Raw genomic sequence first — 17145 nt, forward strand, 5'->3', positions numbered from 1 at the left:
GAACATTCGTGACCACAGAATTCGCCAGGCAGCTCAACCCGCACCCCGCCACGGACGAGGTGCGCGAGGCGGTCCTGCAGAACCCGGGGTTCGGGAAGTTCTTCACGGACCACATGGTCTGCATCGACTGGCAGGGGGACGTCCAGCAGGGCACCGGCCGGTGGGACAACGCGCGGCTGCAACCCTACGGCCCGATCAGCCTGGACCCCTCCACGACCGTGCTGCACTACGGGCAGGAAATCTTCGAGGGTCTCAAGGCCTACCGGCACGGGGACGGGTCCGTGTGGAGCTTCCGTCCGGAGGCGAACGCCGCCCGCCTGAACCGTTCCGCCCAGCGCCTGGCGCTGCCCACGCTGCCCGAGGAGACCTTCGTGGACGCGGTGCGGGAGCTCGTGACCCAGGACCAGGCGTGGGTTCCCTCCGGTGACGGCGAGTCCCTGTACCTGCGGCCGTTCATGATCGCCACCGAGCCCTTCCTGGGGGTGCGCCCCTCCAAGGAGGCGCTGTTCTCCGTGATCGCCTCCCCGGCGGGCAACTACTTCGGCACCGTGGAGCCCGTGGACATCTGGCTCTCCGGGACGTACGCCCGGGCCGGCAAGGGTGGAACGGGCGCCGCCAAGTGCGGTGGCAACTACGCGGCGTCACTGATCGCCCAGATGGAGGGTGACGCCCACGGCTGCAGCCAGGTGCTGTTCCTGGACGAGGAGCGCGGGGGTGCCGTGGAGGAGCTCGGCGGCATGAACGTGTTCTTCGTCTTCGACGACGGCCGCGTGGTCACCCCGGAGCTCACGGGGACCATCCTGGAGGGCATCACCCGGGACTCCGTCATCCAGATCGCGAAGGACCGCGGTCTGCAGGTGGAGGAGCGCGCCTTCACCCTGGACGAGTGGCGTGAGGGCAAGCGCTCCGGGCACCTCACCGAGGTGTTCGCGTGCGGCACCGCGGCCGTCATCGCGCCGGTGCGCCGACTCGTGAGCCACGACGAGGTCATCGGCTCCGAGGACGAGAAGCCCGGTGAGGTGACCATGGCCATCCGCCAGCAGCTGCTGGACGTGCAGACGGGCAAGGCCGAGGACACCCACGGCTGGCTGACCCGCCTGGTCTGAGCCGGACGGTCTTCCCAGACCGCCGGCCTCGACCAGGCCCGAGGATCGGCAGCCGCCCCCCGTCCGTGGTGAACGGACCGGGGGCGGCTGTGTAGCCTGTGGGCATGCGCATCGCACGGTTCACACACGACAACGAGATCCACTACGGCACCGTCCACGGGGAGCCGGGCCAGGAGACCCTGCGCTACCTCACCGGGGACCCGCTCTACGTGGGGGTCCAGGAGCTGGACCGCACGGTGGCGGTCTCCGAGGCGCGGCTGCTCTCGCCCGTGATCCCGCGCTCCAAGATCGTGTGCGTGGGTCGCAACTACGCGGACCACGCCGCCGAGATGGGCAACGACGTCCCCAGCCGACCCTTGCTGTTCTTCAAGCCGAACACCGCGGTTTCCGGCCCGGGTGACCCGGTCACCCTGCCGGCCTGGACCGAGGAAGTCTCCTACGAGGCCGAGCTCGCCGTGGTGATCGGGCGCATGTGCAAGGACGTCCCGGTGGAGCGCGTGCCGGAGGTCGTGTTCGGCTACACCGCCGCGAACGACCTCACCGCCCGCGACGCCCAGCGCACGGACGGGCAGTGGGCCCGGGCCAAGGGCTTCGACGGTGCGTGCCCCCTGGGCCCGTGGATCGAGACCGAGCTGGACACCGCCGCACTGTCCGTGCGCTCGTCCGTGAACGGCGAGCTCAAGCAGGACGGCAGCACCGAGGACATGGTCTTCGACGTCCCCACCCTGGTCTCCTACGTCTCCGAGGCGTTCACGCTGCTGCCCGGTGACGTAATCCTCACCGGCACGCCCGCGGGCGTGGGCGCGGTGGACGAGGGCGATCAGCTGTCGGTGCAGATCGAGGGAATCGGGGAGCTCACCACGGTGCTGCGCCGCTAGCACCCGGGATCGACATCCAGCTGTGGACGACGCCGCCGCGGCACCGCGGCGTCTTCGGTGGCGTCCGTGAGGCGGCGCCACCCGGCGTCGTAGAATGGCGCCATCATGACTGACGACGCCTCCACCCTGCACCCCACCGTTCCCGCCGACGCACCCGTGCGCGTGCGCTTCTGCCCGTCGCCCACGGGCACCCCGCACGTGGGCCTGATCCGCACGGCTCTGTTCAACTGGGCCTGGGCACGCCACACCGGCGGCACCCTGGTGTTCCGCATCGAGGACACCGACGCCGCGCGCGACTCCGAGGAGAGCTTCCAGCAGATCCTCGACGCCCTGGACTGGCTGGGGATCACCTGGGACGAGGGCGTGAATGTGGGAGGCCCGCACGAGCCCTACCGGCAGTCCCAGCGCGGTGAGATCTACCAGGACGTTCTGGCCAAGCTGGTGGAAAGCGGGTACGTCTACGAGGACTTCTCCACCCCCGACGAGGTCGAGCAGCGCCACCGCGCCAAGGGCGAGGACCCCAAGCTCGGCTACGACAACTACGACCGCGACCTCACGGACGAGCAGAAGGCCGCCTTCCGGGCGGAGGGACGCCAGCCGGTGCTGCGGCTGCGCATGCCGGACGAGGACATCTCCTTCACGGACCTGGTGCGCGGCGAGATCACGTTCAAGGCCGGCTCCGTCCCGGACTTCGTGGTGGCCCGCGCCAACGGCACGCCGCTGTACACCCTGGTGAACCCCGTGGACGACGCCCTCATGGGCATCACCCAGGTGCTGCGCGGGGAGGACCTGCTGTCCTCCACCCCTCGCCAGATCGCGCTGTACCGCGCGCTCGTGGCCATCGGCGTGGCCGAGTTCATCCCGGAGTTCGGCCACCTGCCCTACGTGATGGGCGAGGGCAACAAGAAGCTGTCCAAGCGCGACCCGGAGTCCAACCTGTTCCACCACCGGGACAACGGCTTCATCCCCGAGGGCCTGCTGAACTACCTGGCCCTGCTGGGCTGGTCCCTGTCCGCGGACGAGGACATCTTCACGGTCGAGCAGCTCGTGGCGAACTTCGACATCCACGACGTCCTGGCCAACCCGGCCCGCTTCGACGTGAAGAAGGCCACCGCGATCAACGGCACCCACGTGCGCATGCTGGACCCGCAGGACTTCCGCGACCGCCTCGTTCCGTACCTGCAGGCCGCCGGACTGGTGGGGGAGACCCTGACTCCCCGCGAGAACGAGATCCTGGACCAGGCCGCGCCGCTCGTGCAGGAGCGCATGAACCTGCTCGGCGAGACCGAAGGTCTGCTGGGCTTCCTGTTCCGCTCGGACGGCGAGATCGTGGTGGCCGAGGATGCCGCCAAGCAGCTCAAGGAGAGCGCACCGCAGGTCCTCGACGCCGCACTGGCGGCGCTGGAGCCGCTGGAGGACTTCACCGCCGCGGCCATCGAGACCGCACTGCGCGAGGCCATCGTGGACGGGCTGGGCATCAAACCGCGGCTCGCGTTCGGCCCCGTGCGCACCGCCGTGTCCGGCCAGCGGATCTCCCCGCCGCTCTTCGAGTCCCTGGAGATCCTGGGCAGGCAGTCCACGCTCGCGCGCCTGACCGCGCTGCGCGCCCGTCTCGCCCAGGACTGAACGGGCCCGTTGCAGGGCCGCCGGTGCACGACGCCGCCCGGTCCCCACGCGCTCGACGCCGGACACCGGACCGGGCGGGGACGCACCCTCGGCAGGGGGAGCGGTTCCGCCCGGACCGGTTTGGCAGGGGAGCGCCGAGTGGGTATAGTTATTGCTCGTTGCGCGGCATTGAGCAGCTGAGCCGGGTGACAACCATTGGGATATGGTGTAATTGGCAACACAGCGGTTTCTGGTACCGTCGTTCTAGGTTCGAGTCCTGGTATCCCAGCGCTGATCGCAACCCCACGCTCCGTGTGGGGACGAGCATGCACGGCAGGTCCTCCGGCCACTCCGATGGAATTGGACCACGACAGCGTTGATGCTACTGTTTGGTGCGTCAACGAAGGAATGAGCGGAGCACGCGTTCCAGATCATTCTGAAAGTACACGGCCCCATCGTATAGCGGCCTAGTACGCCGCCCTCTCACGGCGGTAACGCGGGTTCGAATCCCGCTGGGGTCACGCAGTGAAAGCCCCGGTTTCCTTGGGAAGCCGGGGCTTTCTGCATGCCAGGTCCGGATGGCTCCCTGTGCCGCGCCCGCGCTGCCGGCCGGCCGTGGGGAGTGAGTGGGGGACCGTGACGACTGGCACAATGACCGTGTGAACACTGAGACCACGCCCGCCGTGCCACTCATCGAGGCACTGGAGGAAGCACGCGACCTGCTCCGCGCCACCACTCTGCCGCTGGCCACCGCGAGCGCCCCGCAGCAGCGCGAGAACGCGGCCCGCGCCGTGGCCCAGCTGGACGACTACGTCCTGCCCCGGGTCCGTTCCCTGGACGCACCGCTGCTCGCGGTGGTGGGCGGCTCCACGGGTGCGGGCAAGTCCACGCTTGTCAACGCCCTGGTGGGCCACCCCGTGACGCGCTCGGGCGCCATCCGCCCGACCACGCGGCGGCCCCTGCTGATCCACCACCCGCGGGACGCCGGGGCGTTCACCACCCAGCGGGTGCTGCCGCACCTGGCGCGGGTGCGCGGAACGATGACCGACCCCTCGGAGGCACCGGGGGCGGCCTTCGGCGGCTCCGGCCCCGTGGAGGACACCGGCTCGCTCGTGCTGCTCGGGGACGAGAGCATCCCCGAGGGTCTGGCCATCCTGGACGCACCGGACGTGGACTCGATCTCCGACGAGAACCGGGCGCTCGCGGCCCAGCTGCTCTCCGCCGCGGACCTCTGGCTGTTCGTGACCACGGCCAACCGCTACGCGGACGCCGTCCCCTGGCAGCTGCTGCGCAACGCCGCCGGCCGGGACATCACGGTGGCCGTGGTCCTGGACCGGGTGCAGGCGGCGTCGGCGGCGGAGATCGAGGAGGACCTGCGGCGGATGCTGGATGCCGAGGGGCTGAACGGGGCCCCGATCTTCGTGGTGGAGGAGTCCCCGCTCAACGAGACGGGAATGCTGCCGCCCGCCGCGGTCGCGCCACTGCGGGACTGGCTCGAGGCGCTCGGTGCGGACGCCCACGCGCGCTCGGACATCGCCGCGCGGACGCTCGGCGGCGCCGTGCGCGAACTCGCCGAGACCACGGAGCGCACCGCGGAGGCCGCCGCGGCCCAGGAGCACACCGAGGAGCACCTGCGCCGCGAGGTGACCACTGCCTTCGACGAGGCGCTGCGGGCGGTCGTGGACTCCACGCGCGACGGCACCCTGCTGCGCGGGGAGGTGCTCGCGCGCTGGCAGGACTTCGTGGGCACCGGAGAGTTCTTCCGCGGCCTGGAGGCAGGAATCGGACGGGTGCGGGACCGGATGTCCGCGTTCTTCACGGGCCGCCCGGCGCCCGAGGTGCGCGTGGAGGAGGCCATCGAGACGGGCCTGCAGGCGGTGGTCGTGGAGAACACGGCACGCGCCGCCGAGCTCTCGGAGCGGCGCTGGCGGGACGAGCCAGCCGGGCAGGTGCTGCTCGCGGGGCGCGACCTGGCGGCGCTGCCGCCCGAGTTCCCGCAGGAGGTCGCCCAGAGCATCCGGGACTGGCAGTCGGACGTGATGCTCATGATCCAGCAGGAGGGCGCGGGCAAACGCACCCGGGCGCGGGCCATGTCCATGGGTGTGAACGCCCTGGCCGTGATCCTCATGATCGCGGTGTTCTCCACCACGGGCGGTCTCACCGGCCTGGAGGTGGGGATCGCCGGCGGCTCCGGGGTGGTGGGCACCAAGCTGCTCGAGGCGGTGTTCGGTGAGGACGCCGTGCGCCGGATGAGCGAGCAGGCGCGCCGCAACCTGGAGACCAGGATCAGGGCCCTGCTGGACCACCGCGCGCGCACGTTCCTGGACCGGCTCGACGAGCTGGGAGAGCATCCCACGGCGGAGGCGCTGCACGCCGCCGCCGCCCGCCTGCGCACGGAGGGAGAGGCCCTGTGAGCCCCCGCACCCGCACCGCACCCACGCTCTCCGAACGGATCACGGGCCTCGCCACGGCCACGGACATCGCGGAGGGCCGGCTCGACGCCGCCGTGGTCCAGCAGGCCCGGCAGACCCTCGACCGTGCGGGCCAGCGGCGGGCGCTGTCCGCTGACCACACGGTCGTGGGGTTCTTCGGCGCGACGGGATCCGGCAAGTCCAGCCTGTTCAATGCGGTGGTGGGCCAGGAGCTCGCCCGGACGGCCGCCCGCCGGCCCACCACGTCAGCGCCGCTGGCTGCGGTGTGGGGGGACGAGGGCAGCCAGCCCCTGCTCGACTGGCTCGACGTGGCGGAGCGCCACGTGGTCGGCCCGGCGCTGAGCGTGACCTCGGGGCACGGTCGCGGGGCGGCCACCACCACGGGTGGTCTCGTGCTGCTCGACCTCCCCGACTTCGACTCCGTGACCCGCGAGCACCGGGAGATCGTCCAGCGCATGGTGGGTCTCGTGGACGTGGTGGTGTGGGTCGTGGACCCGCAGAAGTACGCGGACGCGGTGCTCCACCAGGACTTCGTCCAGCCGCTCTCCCGCCACGGCGCGGTCACCATGGTGGTCCTCAACCAGGCGGACAGGCTTGCGGAACGGGACGTCCCCACGGTGCTCGGCTCGCTGCGGGAGCTGCTGGCCCAGGACGGGCTGCCCGCCACCGGGTCCAGCGCCCCGGTCGCCGTCTCGGCGCGCACGGGGGAGGGCGTGGACGCACTGCGCGCCCGCATCCACGAGGTGGCCGCCGGGCGGGCGGCCGCGGGTGCGCGTCTGGAAGCGGACGTGGTACACGCCGCGCAGAACCTCGCCCGCGCCGCGGGGGAGGGTGATCCCCACGGGATCGACAAGGATGCGAGCGAGCGGCTCACCGCCGGGCTCGCCCGCGCGGCGGGGATCGACATGGTGGCCGACGCCGCCGCACGCTCGTACCGGCTGCGGGCCGGGCGCCACACGGGCTGGATCGCCACCCGGTGGCTCTCCCGGTTCCGCAAGGACCCCCTCAAGCGGCTGCACATCGAGACCCACGACCGGCACTCGGACCCCGGGGTGCACCGCACCTCCCTGCCGCCCATGAACGCGGCCCAGAAGGCCTCGGCGGACTCCGCGGTGCGTGGTTTCGCGGACCAGGTCTCCCACGGTGCGGGGGAGCCGTGGCGTCGCAGCGTCCGCGGTGCCGCCCGGCGTCACGAGGAGCGGCTGCCCGACGCCCTGGACCAGGCCGTGGCGCGCACGAAGTTCTCCGCACGCACGTCCTCGTGGTGGTGGATCGTGTTCGACGTCCTGCAGTGGCTGGCGATGGCCGTGACCGTCCTGGGCCTGCTGTGGCTGCTCGGGCTGTTCCTCGCGGACTACTTCCAGCTGCAGCTGCCCCCGCCGCCCACGGTGGAGGGCTTCCCCCTGCCGGTGCCCACGCTCATGGTCGTGGCCGGGGTGGTGCTCGCCCTGTTCCTGGCCCTCACCGGCGCGGTGCTCGCCTCACTCGCCTCCCGCGCACGGGCCTCTCGCGTACGACGCCGCCTGCTGCGGTCCGTGCGCGAGGCCGCAGCAGAGGCGGTGGAGGCCCCGGTGCGCGCCGAGCTCGACGCCCACCAGGAGTTCCGCGAGGCACTCACCCGAGCGGCCACGGCGGTCTGAGACACCGAGCTTCCCCGTGCCGCCCGGCGTTCACGCCGCGCTGACGCGCACGGCCTCCGTGAGCTGGCGGGCGGCCTGGACCACCACGTCCGCGTGCTTCTGACCGGGCTGCTTGGACAGCCGCTCGATGGGACCGGAGATCGAGACAGCGGCGATCACCCGGCCCGAGGGCCCGCGGACGGGGGCGGAGACGGACGCGATGCCCGCCTCGCGCTCGCCGATCGACTGGGCCCAGCCGCGGCGTCGTACCCCGGCGAGCGTGGTGGCGGAGAAGCGGGCGTGCTGCAGACCCTCGATCAGGCGCGCGTGGTCCTCCCACGCCACGAGGACCTGGGCCGCGGAACCGGCCTTCATGGACAGCTGCGTGCCCACGGGGATCGTGTCCCGCAGACCGATGGGCCGCTCGGCCGAGGCCACGCACACGCGCCACTCGCCCTGGCGGCGGAACACCTGGGAGGACTCGCCGGTGCTGTCCCGCAGCTGCAGCAGCACGGGTGCCGCGGCGGAGATGAGCCGGTCCTCGCCCGCGGCGGAGGCGAGCTCCACCAGACGGGAACCCAGGACGAAGCGCCCCTGGACGTCCCGGCCCACGAAGCGGTGGTGGGCCAGGGCGACCGCGAGACGGTGCGCAGTGGGGCGCGCGAGTCCCGTGGCCTCCACCAGGTCCGCCAGGGATGCCGGCCCGGCCTCGAGGGCGTCCAGGATGAGGGAGGCCTTATCGATCACGCCCACCCCCGAGGAGGAGTGCGTGGGCTCGTCGTTCAACCGGGACCCGGTGCCCAGACCACCCAGGGGAGAACCCAGGGGGGCGCCGGTGGGGTCCATCGCGTGCGTGGTGTCCATGCTCCGATAGTGACGTCTCACAATGCGAGAAGCAAGTCCACGGGCTGGAACTGGCCGCGGGCAGCCGGGACGATGGGTCCAGCGGCCGCACCCGTCGGCCGCCCGACGCCCGGGCCCCGCGGACGCCCGGGACCCGAGAGGCAAGGAGAGCAGAGATGAGCACCACGGACACCGCCGCACCGCGCACGCTCGCGGAGAAGGTGTGGGACGACCACCTGGTCCGCCGGGGCGAGGCGGGCCGCCCGGACCTGCTCTACATCGACCTCCACCTGCTCCACGAGGTGACGAGCCCCCAGGCCTTCGAGGGCCTGCGGCTCGCCGGCCGGGGCCTGCGACGCCCGGACCTGACGATCGCCACGGAGGACCACAACACCCCCACCGAGGACATCTTCTCCACCATCGCGGACGAGACCTCCCGCAAGCAGATCGAGACGCTGCGCGGCAACTGCGAGGAGTTCGGCGTCCGGCTGCACTCCCTGGGGGACGCCGAGCAGGGAATCGTGCACGTGGTGGGCCCGCAGCTGGGCCTGACCCAGCCCGGGATGACCGTGGTGTGCGGTGACTCCCACACCTCCACGCACGGGGCGTTCGGGGCGCTCGCGTTCGGGATCGGCACCTCGGAGGTGGAGCACGTGATGGCCACCCAGACGCTGCCGCTGGCACCGTTCAAGACCATGGCCGTCACGGTGGAGGGAACGCTCAAGCCGGGGGTGAGCTCCAAGGACATCATCCTGGCGGTGATCGCCAAGATCGGCACCGGCGGCGGTCAGGGGTACGTGCTGGAGTACCGCGGCTCCGCCATCCGGGCGCTGTCCATGGAGGCCCGCATGACCATCTGCAACATGTCGATCGAGGCCGGTGCCCGTGCGGGCATGATCGCCCCGGACGAGGTCACCATGGACTACGTCCAGGGACGCCCCCACGCGCCGCAGGGCGAGGACTGGGACGCCGCCGTGCAGTACTGGCGCACCCTGCACACGGACGAGGGTGCGGAGTTCGACCGGGAGGTCTTCATCGACGCGGACCAGCTGGAGCCGTTCGTCACGTGGGGCACCAACCCCGGCCAGGGTGTGCCGCTGTCGCAGCCCGTGCCGGACCCGGAGGACGCGGGCGACGACAACGCCAAGGACGCCGCCCGCCGCGCCCTGGACTACATGGGCCTCGAGGCCGGCACACCTATGAAGGAGATCCCGGTGGACACGGTGTTCCTGGGCTCGTGCACGAACTCGCGGATCGAGGACCTGCGTGCCGCCGCGGACATCCTGAAGGGACGCCGCAAGGCGGAGAACGTGCGGATGATGGTGGTCCCGGGCTCCGCGAAGGTCCGGCTGCAGGCAGAGGCGGAGGGCCTGGACCGTGTCTTCCGCGACTTCGGCGCGGACTGGCGGTTCGCCGGGTGCTCCATGTGCCTGGGCATGAACCCGGACCAGCTGGCCCCGGGGGAGCGCTGCGCCTCCACCTCCAACCGCAACTTCGAGGGACGCCAGGGCAAGGGTGGGCGCACCCACCTGGTCTCCCCGGTGGTCGCGGCGGCGACCGCCGTGCGCGGGACGCTCAGCGCGCCGTCGGACCTGGAGCCCGTGCGTGAGGAGACCGCGGTGCCCTCCGGGTTCCAGCCCGCCGTCTGACCACCACACCCGCCCGCAGCACCAGCAGAGAGGGACACAGCCATGGAGAAGTTCTCCACCCACCGCGGCGTGGCCGCCCCGTTGAAGCAGTCCAACGTGGACACGGACCAGATCATCCCCGCCGTCTACCTCAAGCGCATCACCAAGACGGGTTTCGACGACGCCCTGTTCGCCGGGTGGCGCAAGAATCCCGACTTCGTGCTCAACCGTCCGGAGTACGCCAACGCCTCGGTCCTGGTGGCCGGTTCCGACTTCGGCACCGGATCCTCCCGCGAGCACGCGGTGTGGGCGCTGCGCGACTATGGCTTCAAGACCGTGATCTCATCGCGCTTCGCGGACATCTTCCGTGGGAACTCGGGCAAGCAGGGCCTGCTGGCCGCGCAGGTGGACCAGTCGGACGTCGAGCTGCTGTGGAAGCTCATGGAGGAGCAGCCCGGCATCGAGGTCGAGGTGGACCTCGAGGCCCGCACCGTGACCTGCGGAGCCGTGACCGTGCCGTTCCAGATCGACGACTACACGCGCTGGCGGCTCATGGAGGGCCTGGACGACATCGGTCTCACCCTGCAGCGGGAGACGGACATCGAGGCCTACGAGCGGGACAGGCCGAAGTTCAAGCCCACCACGCTCCCCGCCAGAGTCTGACAGCCGGCTGGACCGGGAGCCGGTCCGGGCCGGTAGAATGTCGAGGTCCCGTGCGTGTTCCGCGCGCGGGAGATCACTTCCCCCAGATCGGTAGGTCATGACTTCTTTGCGCATCACCGGCGGAGTTCCGCTGACGGGTCAGGTGACGGTACGCGGCGCCAAGAACCTGGTCCCCAAGGCCATGGTGGCCGCGCTGCTCGGCGCCTCGGCCTCCACCCTGGGCAACGTTCCGGAGATCAAAGACGTCGAGGTGGTCACCGACCTGCTGTCGCTGCACGGAGTGGAGGTCACCCGCGACGACGCCCTGGGGCGCCTCACGCTGGACCCCACCAACGTGACGCGGGCGCGCCACGCGGACATCGACGCCCACGCGGGGGATTCCCGCATCCCCATCCTGCTGTGCGGTCCGCTGCTGCACGCACTGGGTGAGGCGTTCATCCCGGATCTCGGTGGCTGCCGGATCGGGGACCGCCCGATCAACTACCACCTGGAGGTGCTGCGCAACTTCGGTGCCAAGGTGGAGAAGCTGGACTCCGGCATCCGGATGAGCGCCCCGCACGGGCTGCACGGTGCCAAGATCGACCTGCCCTACCCCTCCGTGGGCGCCACCGAGCAGGTGCTGCTCACCGCCACGCGCGCCGAGGGCCACACCGAGCTGCGCGGCGCGGCCACCGAGCCCGAGATCATGGACCTGATCGCGATCCTGCAGAAGATGGGCGCGCTCATCACCGTGCAGACGGACCGCGTGATCCGCATCGAGGGTGTTCCCGAGCTCCAGGGCTACGTGCACAGCGCCCTGCCGGACCGCATGGAGGCGGCGTCGTGGGGTTCCGCGGCCCTGGCCACGGGCGGGGACATCTTCGTGGCCGGCGCCAAGCAGGCGGACATGATGACCTTCCTCAACACCTTCCGCAAGGTGGGCGGCGGGCTGGACATCCGTGAGGACGGCATCCGCTTCTTCCACCCGGGCGGGGACCTGAACCCCCTGATCGTGGAGACGGACGTCCACCCCGGGTTCATGACCGACTGGCAGCAGCCGCTCGTGGTGGTGCTGACCCAGGCTAAGGGCGTGTCCATCGTGCACGAGACCGTGTACGAGAACCGCTTCGGCTTCACCCGCGCCCTGAACCGCATGGGAGCGACCATCCAGGTGCACCGCGAGTGCCTGGGCTCCGTGCCGTGCCGCTTCGGGCAGCGCAACTTCCTGCACTCCGCAGTGATCTCGGGACCCACGCCCCTGCAGGCGGCGGACATCAACATCCCGGACCTGCGCGGCGGCTTCTCGCACCTGATCGCGGCGCTCTCCGCCGAGGGCGTGTCCACGGTGACCGGGGTGGAGCTCATCAAGCGGGGCTACGAGCACTTCACCGACAAGCTGGGCGGACTGGGCGCCAACTTCGACGTCACCGAGCAGTGACGCCCGGTGTCCTGAGCGTCCGGCACTGCGGCCGCCGCGCCCCGGTCCTCCCGGGTGCACCGCACACCGCGCGGGTCTCCCGCGCACCGTTGCCCGAGGAGGGGGTCTCCGGATGAGCAGAACGTCGCAACGATCCACGTTCCGGCTGATCGCCGCGGCCGTGATCCCCGCGTACCGCTCGCTCGCGGTGCCGCGCTGGCGGGGCACGGAGAACATCCCCGCGTCCGGCGGCTTCGTGGTGGTCTCCAACCACCTCACGGAGATCGACCCGATCACCGTGGCCTATGCGGTCTACAAGGCGGGCGTGATGCCGCGGTTCCTGGCCAAGGAGTCCCTGTTCCGGGTGCCCGTGCTGGGCCCGGTGCTCACGCGGATCGGGCAGGTTCCCGTCTACCGGGGCACCTCCCGGGCCAAGGACTCCCTGGAGGCCGCCTTCGCGGAGCTGGCCAGCGGGGGAGCGATCATCGTTTACCCCGAGGGCACCATCACGCGCGATCCGCAGATGTGGCCCATGCGCGGGCGCACGGGTGCCGCGCGCCTCGCGCTGCAGGCGGACGTTCCCGTGGTGCCCATGGTGCACTGGGGGGACCAGGAGATCGTCTACCGGGACCCCCAGGGCCACCGCACCGCCAAGCCCTTCCCGCCCAAGCGCGTGGACGGGATCGTGGGTGAGCCCCTGCGTGCCTCCGACCTGGTGCCCGGTGGGCTGAAGCACCCGGGGGAGCCGAGCAGCGAGGAGCTCGCGACCGCCACGGCCACGATCATGGTCACGGTGGCCCGCCTGCTGGGTGAGCTGCGCGGTGAGCCCGCGCCGCAGGAACTGCTCGATCCGCGCGCGCCCCGCCGGGCGGCGTCGTCGGACCCGGGCGACGCCGCGGTGCCCGAGGACGACCTCGGTTCCGCCGGCGGGAGCGTGGCCCCGTGAGCGCGCGTCCGCAGGGACCCGCCAGGATCACGGTGCTCGGCGCCGGATCGTGGGGCACCACCTTCGCCAAGGTCCTCGCCGACGCCGCCGTGGACGCCGGTGCCGAGCGGACCGTGTGCCTGTGGGGCCGTGACCCCGAGGCCGTCGAGCGCATGGCGCGCGAACGGCGCAACGAGCGCTACGTCCCCGGGATCGACCTGCCCGCAGCACTCACGGTCTCGAGCGACCTCTCCGAGGCCCTGGACGGCGCGGACCTCGTGGTGGCCGCGATCCCCGCGCAGGCGCTGCGTGCCCAGCTGGAGATCGCCGCCCCGGCGGTGGCGCCGGACGCGGTGGTGCTGTCCCTGGCCAAGGGCCTGGAGTCCAGCACCGGGCTGCGGATGACCCAGGTGATCGCCGAGGTCCTCGCGGAGGCAACCGGGGTCCCCGAGCAGGACTGGGCCCGGCGCACGTGCGTGCTGTCCGGACCGAACCTGGCCATGGAGATCGCCCGGGAGGAGCCCACGGCCTCCGTGGTGGCGGCGCCGGAGCACGAGACCGCGGCGTGGGTGGCCCGTTGCTGCGCGGCGCCCTACTTCCGCCCGTACACCAACACGGACGTGGTGGGCACGGAGATCGGCGGGCTCGTGAAGAACGTGATCGCCCTGTGCGTGGGCATCTGCGACGGCCGCGAGTACGGGGACAACTCCAAGGCCTCCGTCATGACGCGCGGCCTCGCGGAGACCACGCGGCTCGCCCTGGCCCTCGGTGGCCGCACCACCACCCTGTCCGGTCTCTCCGGCATGGGCGACCTGGTGGCCACGTGCTCGTCCTCCCTCTCCCGCAACCACACGGCCGGCAGGCTCCTGGGCGCGGGGCTGACCCTCGCGCAGGTGCAGGACGCCATGACCCAGACCGCCGAGGGGATCAAGTCCGCCCCCGCCGTGCTGGAGCTGGCACGGCGCCACGGCGTGGACATGCCCATCACGGAGGCCGTGGTGAGCGTGCTGAGGGGCGAGACACCCGTCCACGAACTGGCCCCCCGACTGCTGGGCCGAGACCTGAAATCCGAAGGGAACACCGCATGAGCACCACCCACGAGACCCCGGAGGCCACGGCGGAGGGTGAGAAGCCCTGCATCGCCGTGGTCTTCGGCGGCCGCTCGTCCGAGCACTCCATCTCGCTCATCACCGCCCGGTCCGTGCTGCGCGCGATCGACAGGGACCGCTGGGACGTGGTGAGCGTGGGGATCTCCCCGGACGGCGCGTGGTTCCTGTGCTCCCAGGAGGAGCTCGAGGCGCTGCTGGACGAGCAGCCCATGGCGCAGCTGCCCGTGGGCCCCCACCGCGTGAGCCTCCCGCTGCAGGCCGGGGACAGCCGGCTGCTGATCCACGACACCTCCGAGCACGGGGCTCCGCTGTCCCGCGGGCGGCACATCGACGCGGTGTTCCCGCTGCTGCACGGGCCGTTCGGCGAGGACGGCACGCTGCAGGGCATGCTGGAGCTCGCGGACCTGCCGTACGTGGGGTGCGGCGTGGCGGCGTCGGCCATCGGGATGGACAAGCACTTCATGAAGCTCGCGTTCGAGGCCGCCGGCCTGGAGGTGGGCCCGTACACCGTGGTCCACGACCGCACGTGGCGCACCGATCCGCAGGGCGTGCGCGATCGTGTGGCAGAGCTCGGCTTCCCGGTGTTCGTGAAGCCGGCGCGCGCCGGCTCGTCGTTCGGGATCACGCGCGTGGACGAGCCCTCCCAGCTGGACGCCGCGATCGCCACGGCGCGCGAGCACGACCTCAAGCTCGTGGTCGAGGCCGGCATCGACGGCCGGGAGATCGAGTGCGCCGTGCTGGGCGGGCACGGCACGGACGAGGCGCGAGCCTCCCTGCCCGGCGAGATCGAGGTGCACGGCCACGCCCTGTACGACTTCGAGGCCAAGTACGTGGAGTCCGACGGCGCCACGCTCTCGTGCCCGGCGCGGCTGCCGGAGGACGTGATCGAGACGCTGCGCCGTGACGCCGTGCGCGCGTTCCACGCCGTGGACGGCGAGGGGCTCTCGCGCTGCGACTTCTTCGTGACCCAGGACCAGCGCGTGGTCATCAACGAGATCAACACCATGCCGGGGTTCACGCCCATCTCCATGTACCCGCGCATGTGGGCGGCCTCCGGGATCGACTACAGCACCCTGATCGACGAGCTCATCACCCTGGCCCTGGAACGGCCCGTGGGACTACGCTGACCGGCAACCGCCCCGTGCCAGGGGACTGACGGCAGAGAGGCACACCGTGTGGTGCAAGCGCGCGGACATGATCGTCCACGAGAGCGACCCGTACAACGCCGAACCCCCGCGAGCCGGACTGCACGAGACACTCACCCCGGCGGACTCCTTCTACGTGCGCAACCACGGACCCGTTCCGCAGCTCGACGCCGCGACGTGGACCCTGGAGGTCACCGGACTGGTGGCCGAGCCCGTGCGGTTCACCCTGGAGCGGTTGCGCGAGGAGTTCGCGCACCACACGGTCACTGCCACGATGCAGTGCGCGGGCAACCGTCGGGAGGGGGTCCTGGAGGTCCGTGACGTCCCGGGCGAGGACCCCTGGGGTCCCGGTGCCACGTCCACGGCCCGGTGGACGGGCGTGCGTCTGGCGGACGTCCTGCGCGCGGTGGGCGTCCAGGACTCCGCGGGACACGTGGAGTTCGAGGCGCCGGACGTCTCCGAGATCGCTGACCCTCCCCAGCACTACGGCGGCTCGGTGCCGCTGTCCAAGGCACTGGCGGACGAGGTCCTGCTGGCGTGGGCCATGGACGACGCCCCGCTGCCCGCGGTGCACGGCGGGCCCGTGCGCGTGGTGGTCCCCGGCTGGATCGGGGCGCGCAGCGTCAAGTGGGTCACGCGCGTCACGGTGCGCGCCGAGCCGTCCGAGAACTACTTCCAGGCTACCGCGTACCGGGTGCTGGAGCCGGAGGCGGATCCGGACGCGGCGGGGCCGGGGGACGGGATCTCCCTGGGCCCGGTGGCCCTGAACTGCGACATCCTCGCCCCGGAGCCCGGCCAGGCGGTCGGCACCGGGGAGGTACGGATCTTGGGCTACGCGCACGCGGGGGAGGACCGCGGCGTCGCCCGCGTGGACGTCTCCGCGGACGGCGGGCACTCGTGGCAGGCCGCGGAGCTCGGGCCCGAGCCGTCACCGTGGGCGTGGCGGCACTGGGAGACCACCGTGGACCTGGCCGGGCCGGGACCCCACACACTCGTGGCTCGCGCCTGGGACACCACCGGCGCGTGCCAGCCCGAGTCCGCGCGGACGCTGTGGAACCCCAAGGGGTACGTGAACAACTCGTGGGCCCGCGTGCGGGTCAACCAAGCGGGGGATCAGGGCTGAGCCGGCTCCTTCTTCACGTCCGCCACGGACTCGCACGTGCGCTCCTGGGGGATGCTCTGCACGGCGGAGCCGGTGTCCACCAGAGCGGTCGAGGACGGCACGCGCTGCCCGTCGAAGAGCACCTCGACCGCTGGTGAACGGCCGTAGGTCACGGCCCGCCACTGGTTCTCCTGGCCGGGAACCTGCGAGATGAGCCAGTCCACGCCGCTCACATCGGTGCACGGCTCCGTGGTGGGCCCCGGTTCCTCGACGCCGCAGCGCACGATCATGGCGGACGGGTCCCCGTAGGCGGTGGTGCCCTGGCTGGACGTCTCCCGCTGCTCCATGCCGCTGACCTCGTCCGGCATGGCGAGCATCACGGGCGCGCAGTCCGGGTTCGCGGCGTCCGGAGCGGGGTCCACGGTCACGGTGGAGCCGCAGCCGGTGAGCACGACGGCGCTCGTGAGGGCCGCGGCGCCCACGGCCAGGCGGCGTCGTGGGCCGGTGGACGATGCCGCCGGGTGTGTCCCTCCCTGAGCCTCCCCGGTGCACCCGGCCCCGGTGCGCCCGGCCCTGGGGGTCTCCGTCCCCGGGGTTGCTGCGACGCAGGTGGTGGTGCGCGCGGTGGACAGGACGGAGCGGCGTCGGAACGGGGAGACCATGGGGCCCAGGATAGTGGACCGGGCCTCGGAGC

General features: G+C 71.8%; 14 protein-coding genes and 2 tRNA genes. 14 read left to right on the forward strand and 2 right to left on the reverse strand.

What is annotated here, in order from left to right:
* Positions 1–8: 8 nt before the first annotated feature.
* The 7 genes from D9R02_RS00420 (at position 9) to D9R02_RS00450 (ending at position 7661) form a co-directional block, all read left to right on the forward strand.
* A complete protein-coding gene (locus tag D9R02_RS00420) occupies positions 9–1106 on the forward strand; it encodes a branched-chain amino acid aminotransferase (RefSeq protein WP_121566098.1) in 1098 nt (365 codons plus the stop codon).
* Between the two features lie 104 nt (positions 1107–1210).
* Entirely contained in the window at positions 1211–1984 is a 774-nt protein-coding gene (locus D9R02_RS00425) for a fumarylacetoacetate hydrolase family protein (protein ID WP_121566111.1), read from the forward strand.
* A 105-nt stretch (positions 1985–2089) separates the two neighbouring features.
* Positions 2090–3610 carry a glutamate--tRNA ligase gene (gltX, locus tag D9R02_RS00430; RefSeq protein ID WP_121566099.1) on the forward strand — a complete coding sequence of 507 codons (1521 nt, stop codon included), beginning with the start codon at positions 2090–2092 and terminating at the stop codon, positions 3608–3610.
* A gap of 196 nt (positions 3611–3806) precedes the next feature.
* Positions 3807–3878 (forward strand) — tRNA-Gln (locus D9R02_RS00435).
* A gap of 159 nt (positions 3879–4037) precedes the next feature.
* Positions 4038–4110 (forward strand) — tRNA-Glu (locus D9R02_RS00440).
* 138 nt (positions 4111–4248) lie between these two features.
* Positions 4249–6003, forward strand: a complete 1755-nt coding sequence (locus tag D9R02_RS00445) for a dynamin family protein (protein WP_070638618.1) — start codon at positions 4249–4251, stop codon at positions 6001–6003.
* The gene (locus D9R02_RS00450; RefSeq protein ID WP_019308941.1) at positions 6000–7661 is read left to right on the forward strand and encodes a GTPase; all 1662 of its coding nucleotides are present in this window, start codon (positions 6000–6002) and stop codon (positions 7659–7661) included. The genes D9R02_RS00445 and D9R02_RS00450 overlap by 4 nt, the downstream gene beginning before the upstream one ends.
* 30 nt (positions 7662–7691) lie before the next feature.
* On the opposite strand, the gene D9R02_RS00455 is transcribed toward D9R02_RS00450, so the two are convergent.
* Positions 7692–8504, reverse strand: a complete 813-nt coding sequence (locus D9R02_RS00455; RefSeq protein ID WP_019308942.1) for an IclR family transcriptional regulator — start codon at positions 8502–8504, stop codon at positions 7692–7694.
* A 155-nt stretch (positions 8505–8659) separates the two neighbouring features.
* Between D9R02_RS00455 and leuC the strand changes: the two genes are divergently transcribed.
* The 7 genes from leuC to D9R02_RS00490 all read left to right on the forward strand — a co-directional run bounded on the left by leuC (position 8660) and on the right by D9R02_RS00490 (position 16472).
* Entirely contained in the window at positions 8660–10132 is a 1473-nt protein-coding gene (gene leuC / locus D9R02_RS00460) for a 3-isopropylmalate dehydratase large subunit (RefSeq protein ID WP_121566100.1), read from the forward strand.
* A 42-nt stretch (positions 10133–10174) separates the two neighbouring features.
* A complete protein-coding gene (leuD, locus tag D9R02_RS00465) occupies positions 10175–10774 on the forward strand; it encodes a 3-isopropylmalate dehydratase small subunit (protein ID WP_121566101.1) in 600 nt (199 codons plus the stop codon).
* A 97-nt stretch (positions 10775–10871) separates the two neighbouring features.
* Positions 10872–12191, forward strand: a complete 1320-nt coding sequence (gene murA / locus D9R02_RS00470; RefSeq protein WP_019308945.1) for a UDP-N-acetylglucosamine 1-carboxyvinyltransferase — start codon at positions 10872–10874, stop codon at positions 12189–12191.
* Between the two features lie 112 nt (positions 12192–12303).
* Positions 12304–13116, forward strand: a complete 813-nt coding sequence (locus D9R02_RS00475; protein WP_070638375.1) for a lysophospholipid acyltransferase family protein — start codon at positions 12304–12306, stop codon at positions 13114–13116.
* A complete protein-coding gene (locus tag D9R02_RS00480) occupies positions 13113–14183 on the forward strand; it encodes an NAD(P)H-dependent glycerol-3-phosphate dehydrogenase (protein ID WP_019308947.1) in 1071 nt (356 codons plus the stop codon). Before D9R02_RS00475 ends, D9R02_RS00480 begins: the two co-directional genes overlap by 4 nt.
* Positions 14180–15331, forward strand: a complete 1152-nt coding sequence (locus D9R02_RS00485) for a D-alanine--D-alanine ligase family protein (protein WP_070638372.1) — start codon at positions 14180–14182, stop codon at positions 15329–15331. Before D9R02_RS00480 ends, D9R02_RS00485 begins: the two co-directional genes overlap by 4 nt.
* A 46-nt stretch (positions 15332–15377) precedes the next feature.
* Positions 15378–16472, forward strand: coding sequence for a sulfite oxidase (locus D9R02_RS00490; protein ID WP_121566102.1), 1095 nt, complete (start codon positions 15378–15380; stop codon positions 16470–16472).
* Here D9R02_RS00490 and D9R02_RS00495 read toward each other — a convergent pair.
* Positions 16463–17113 (reverse strand): DUF3515 family protein, encoded by a 651-nt coding sequence (locus D9R02_RS00495; RefSeq protein WP_308302112.1) that lies wholly within the window; start codon positions 17111–17113, stop codon positions 16463–16465. The genes D9R02_RS00490 and D9R02_RS00495 overlap by 10 nt on opposite strands.
* Positions 17114–17145 lie beyond the last annotated feature (32 nt).

The organism is Kocuria rhizophila, assembly GCF_003667225.1.
Lineage (GTDB): Bacteria > Actinomycetota > Actinomycetes > Actinomycetales > Micrococcaceae > Kocuria > Kocuria rhizophila.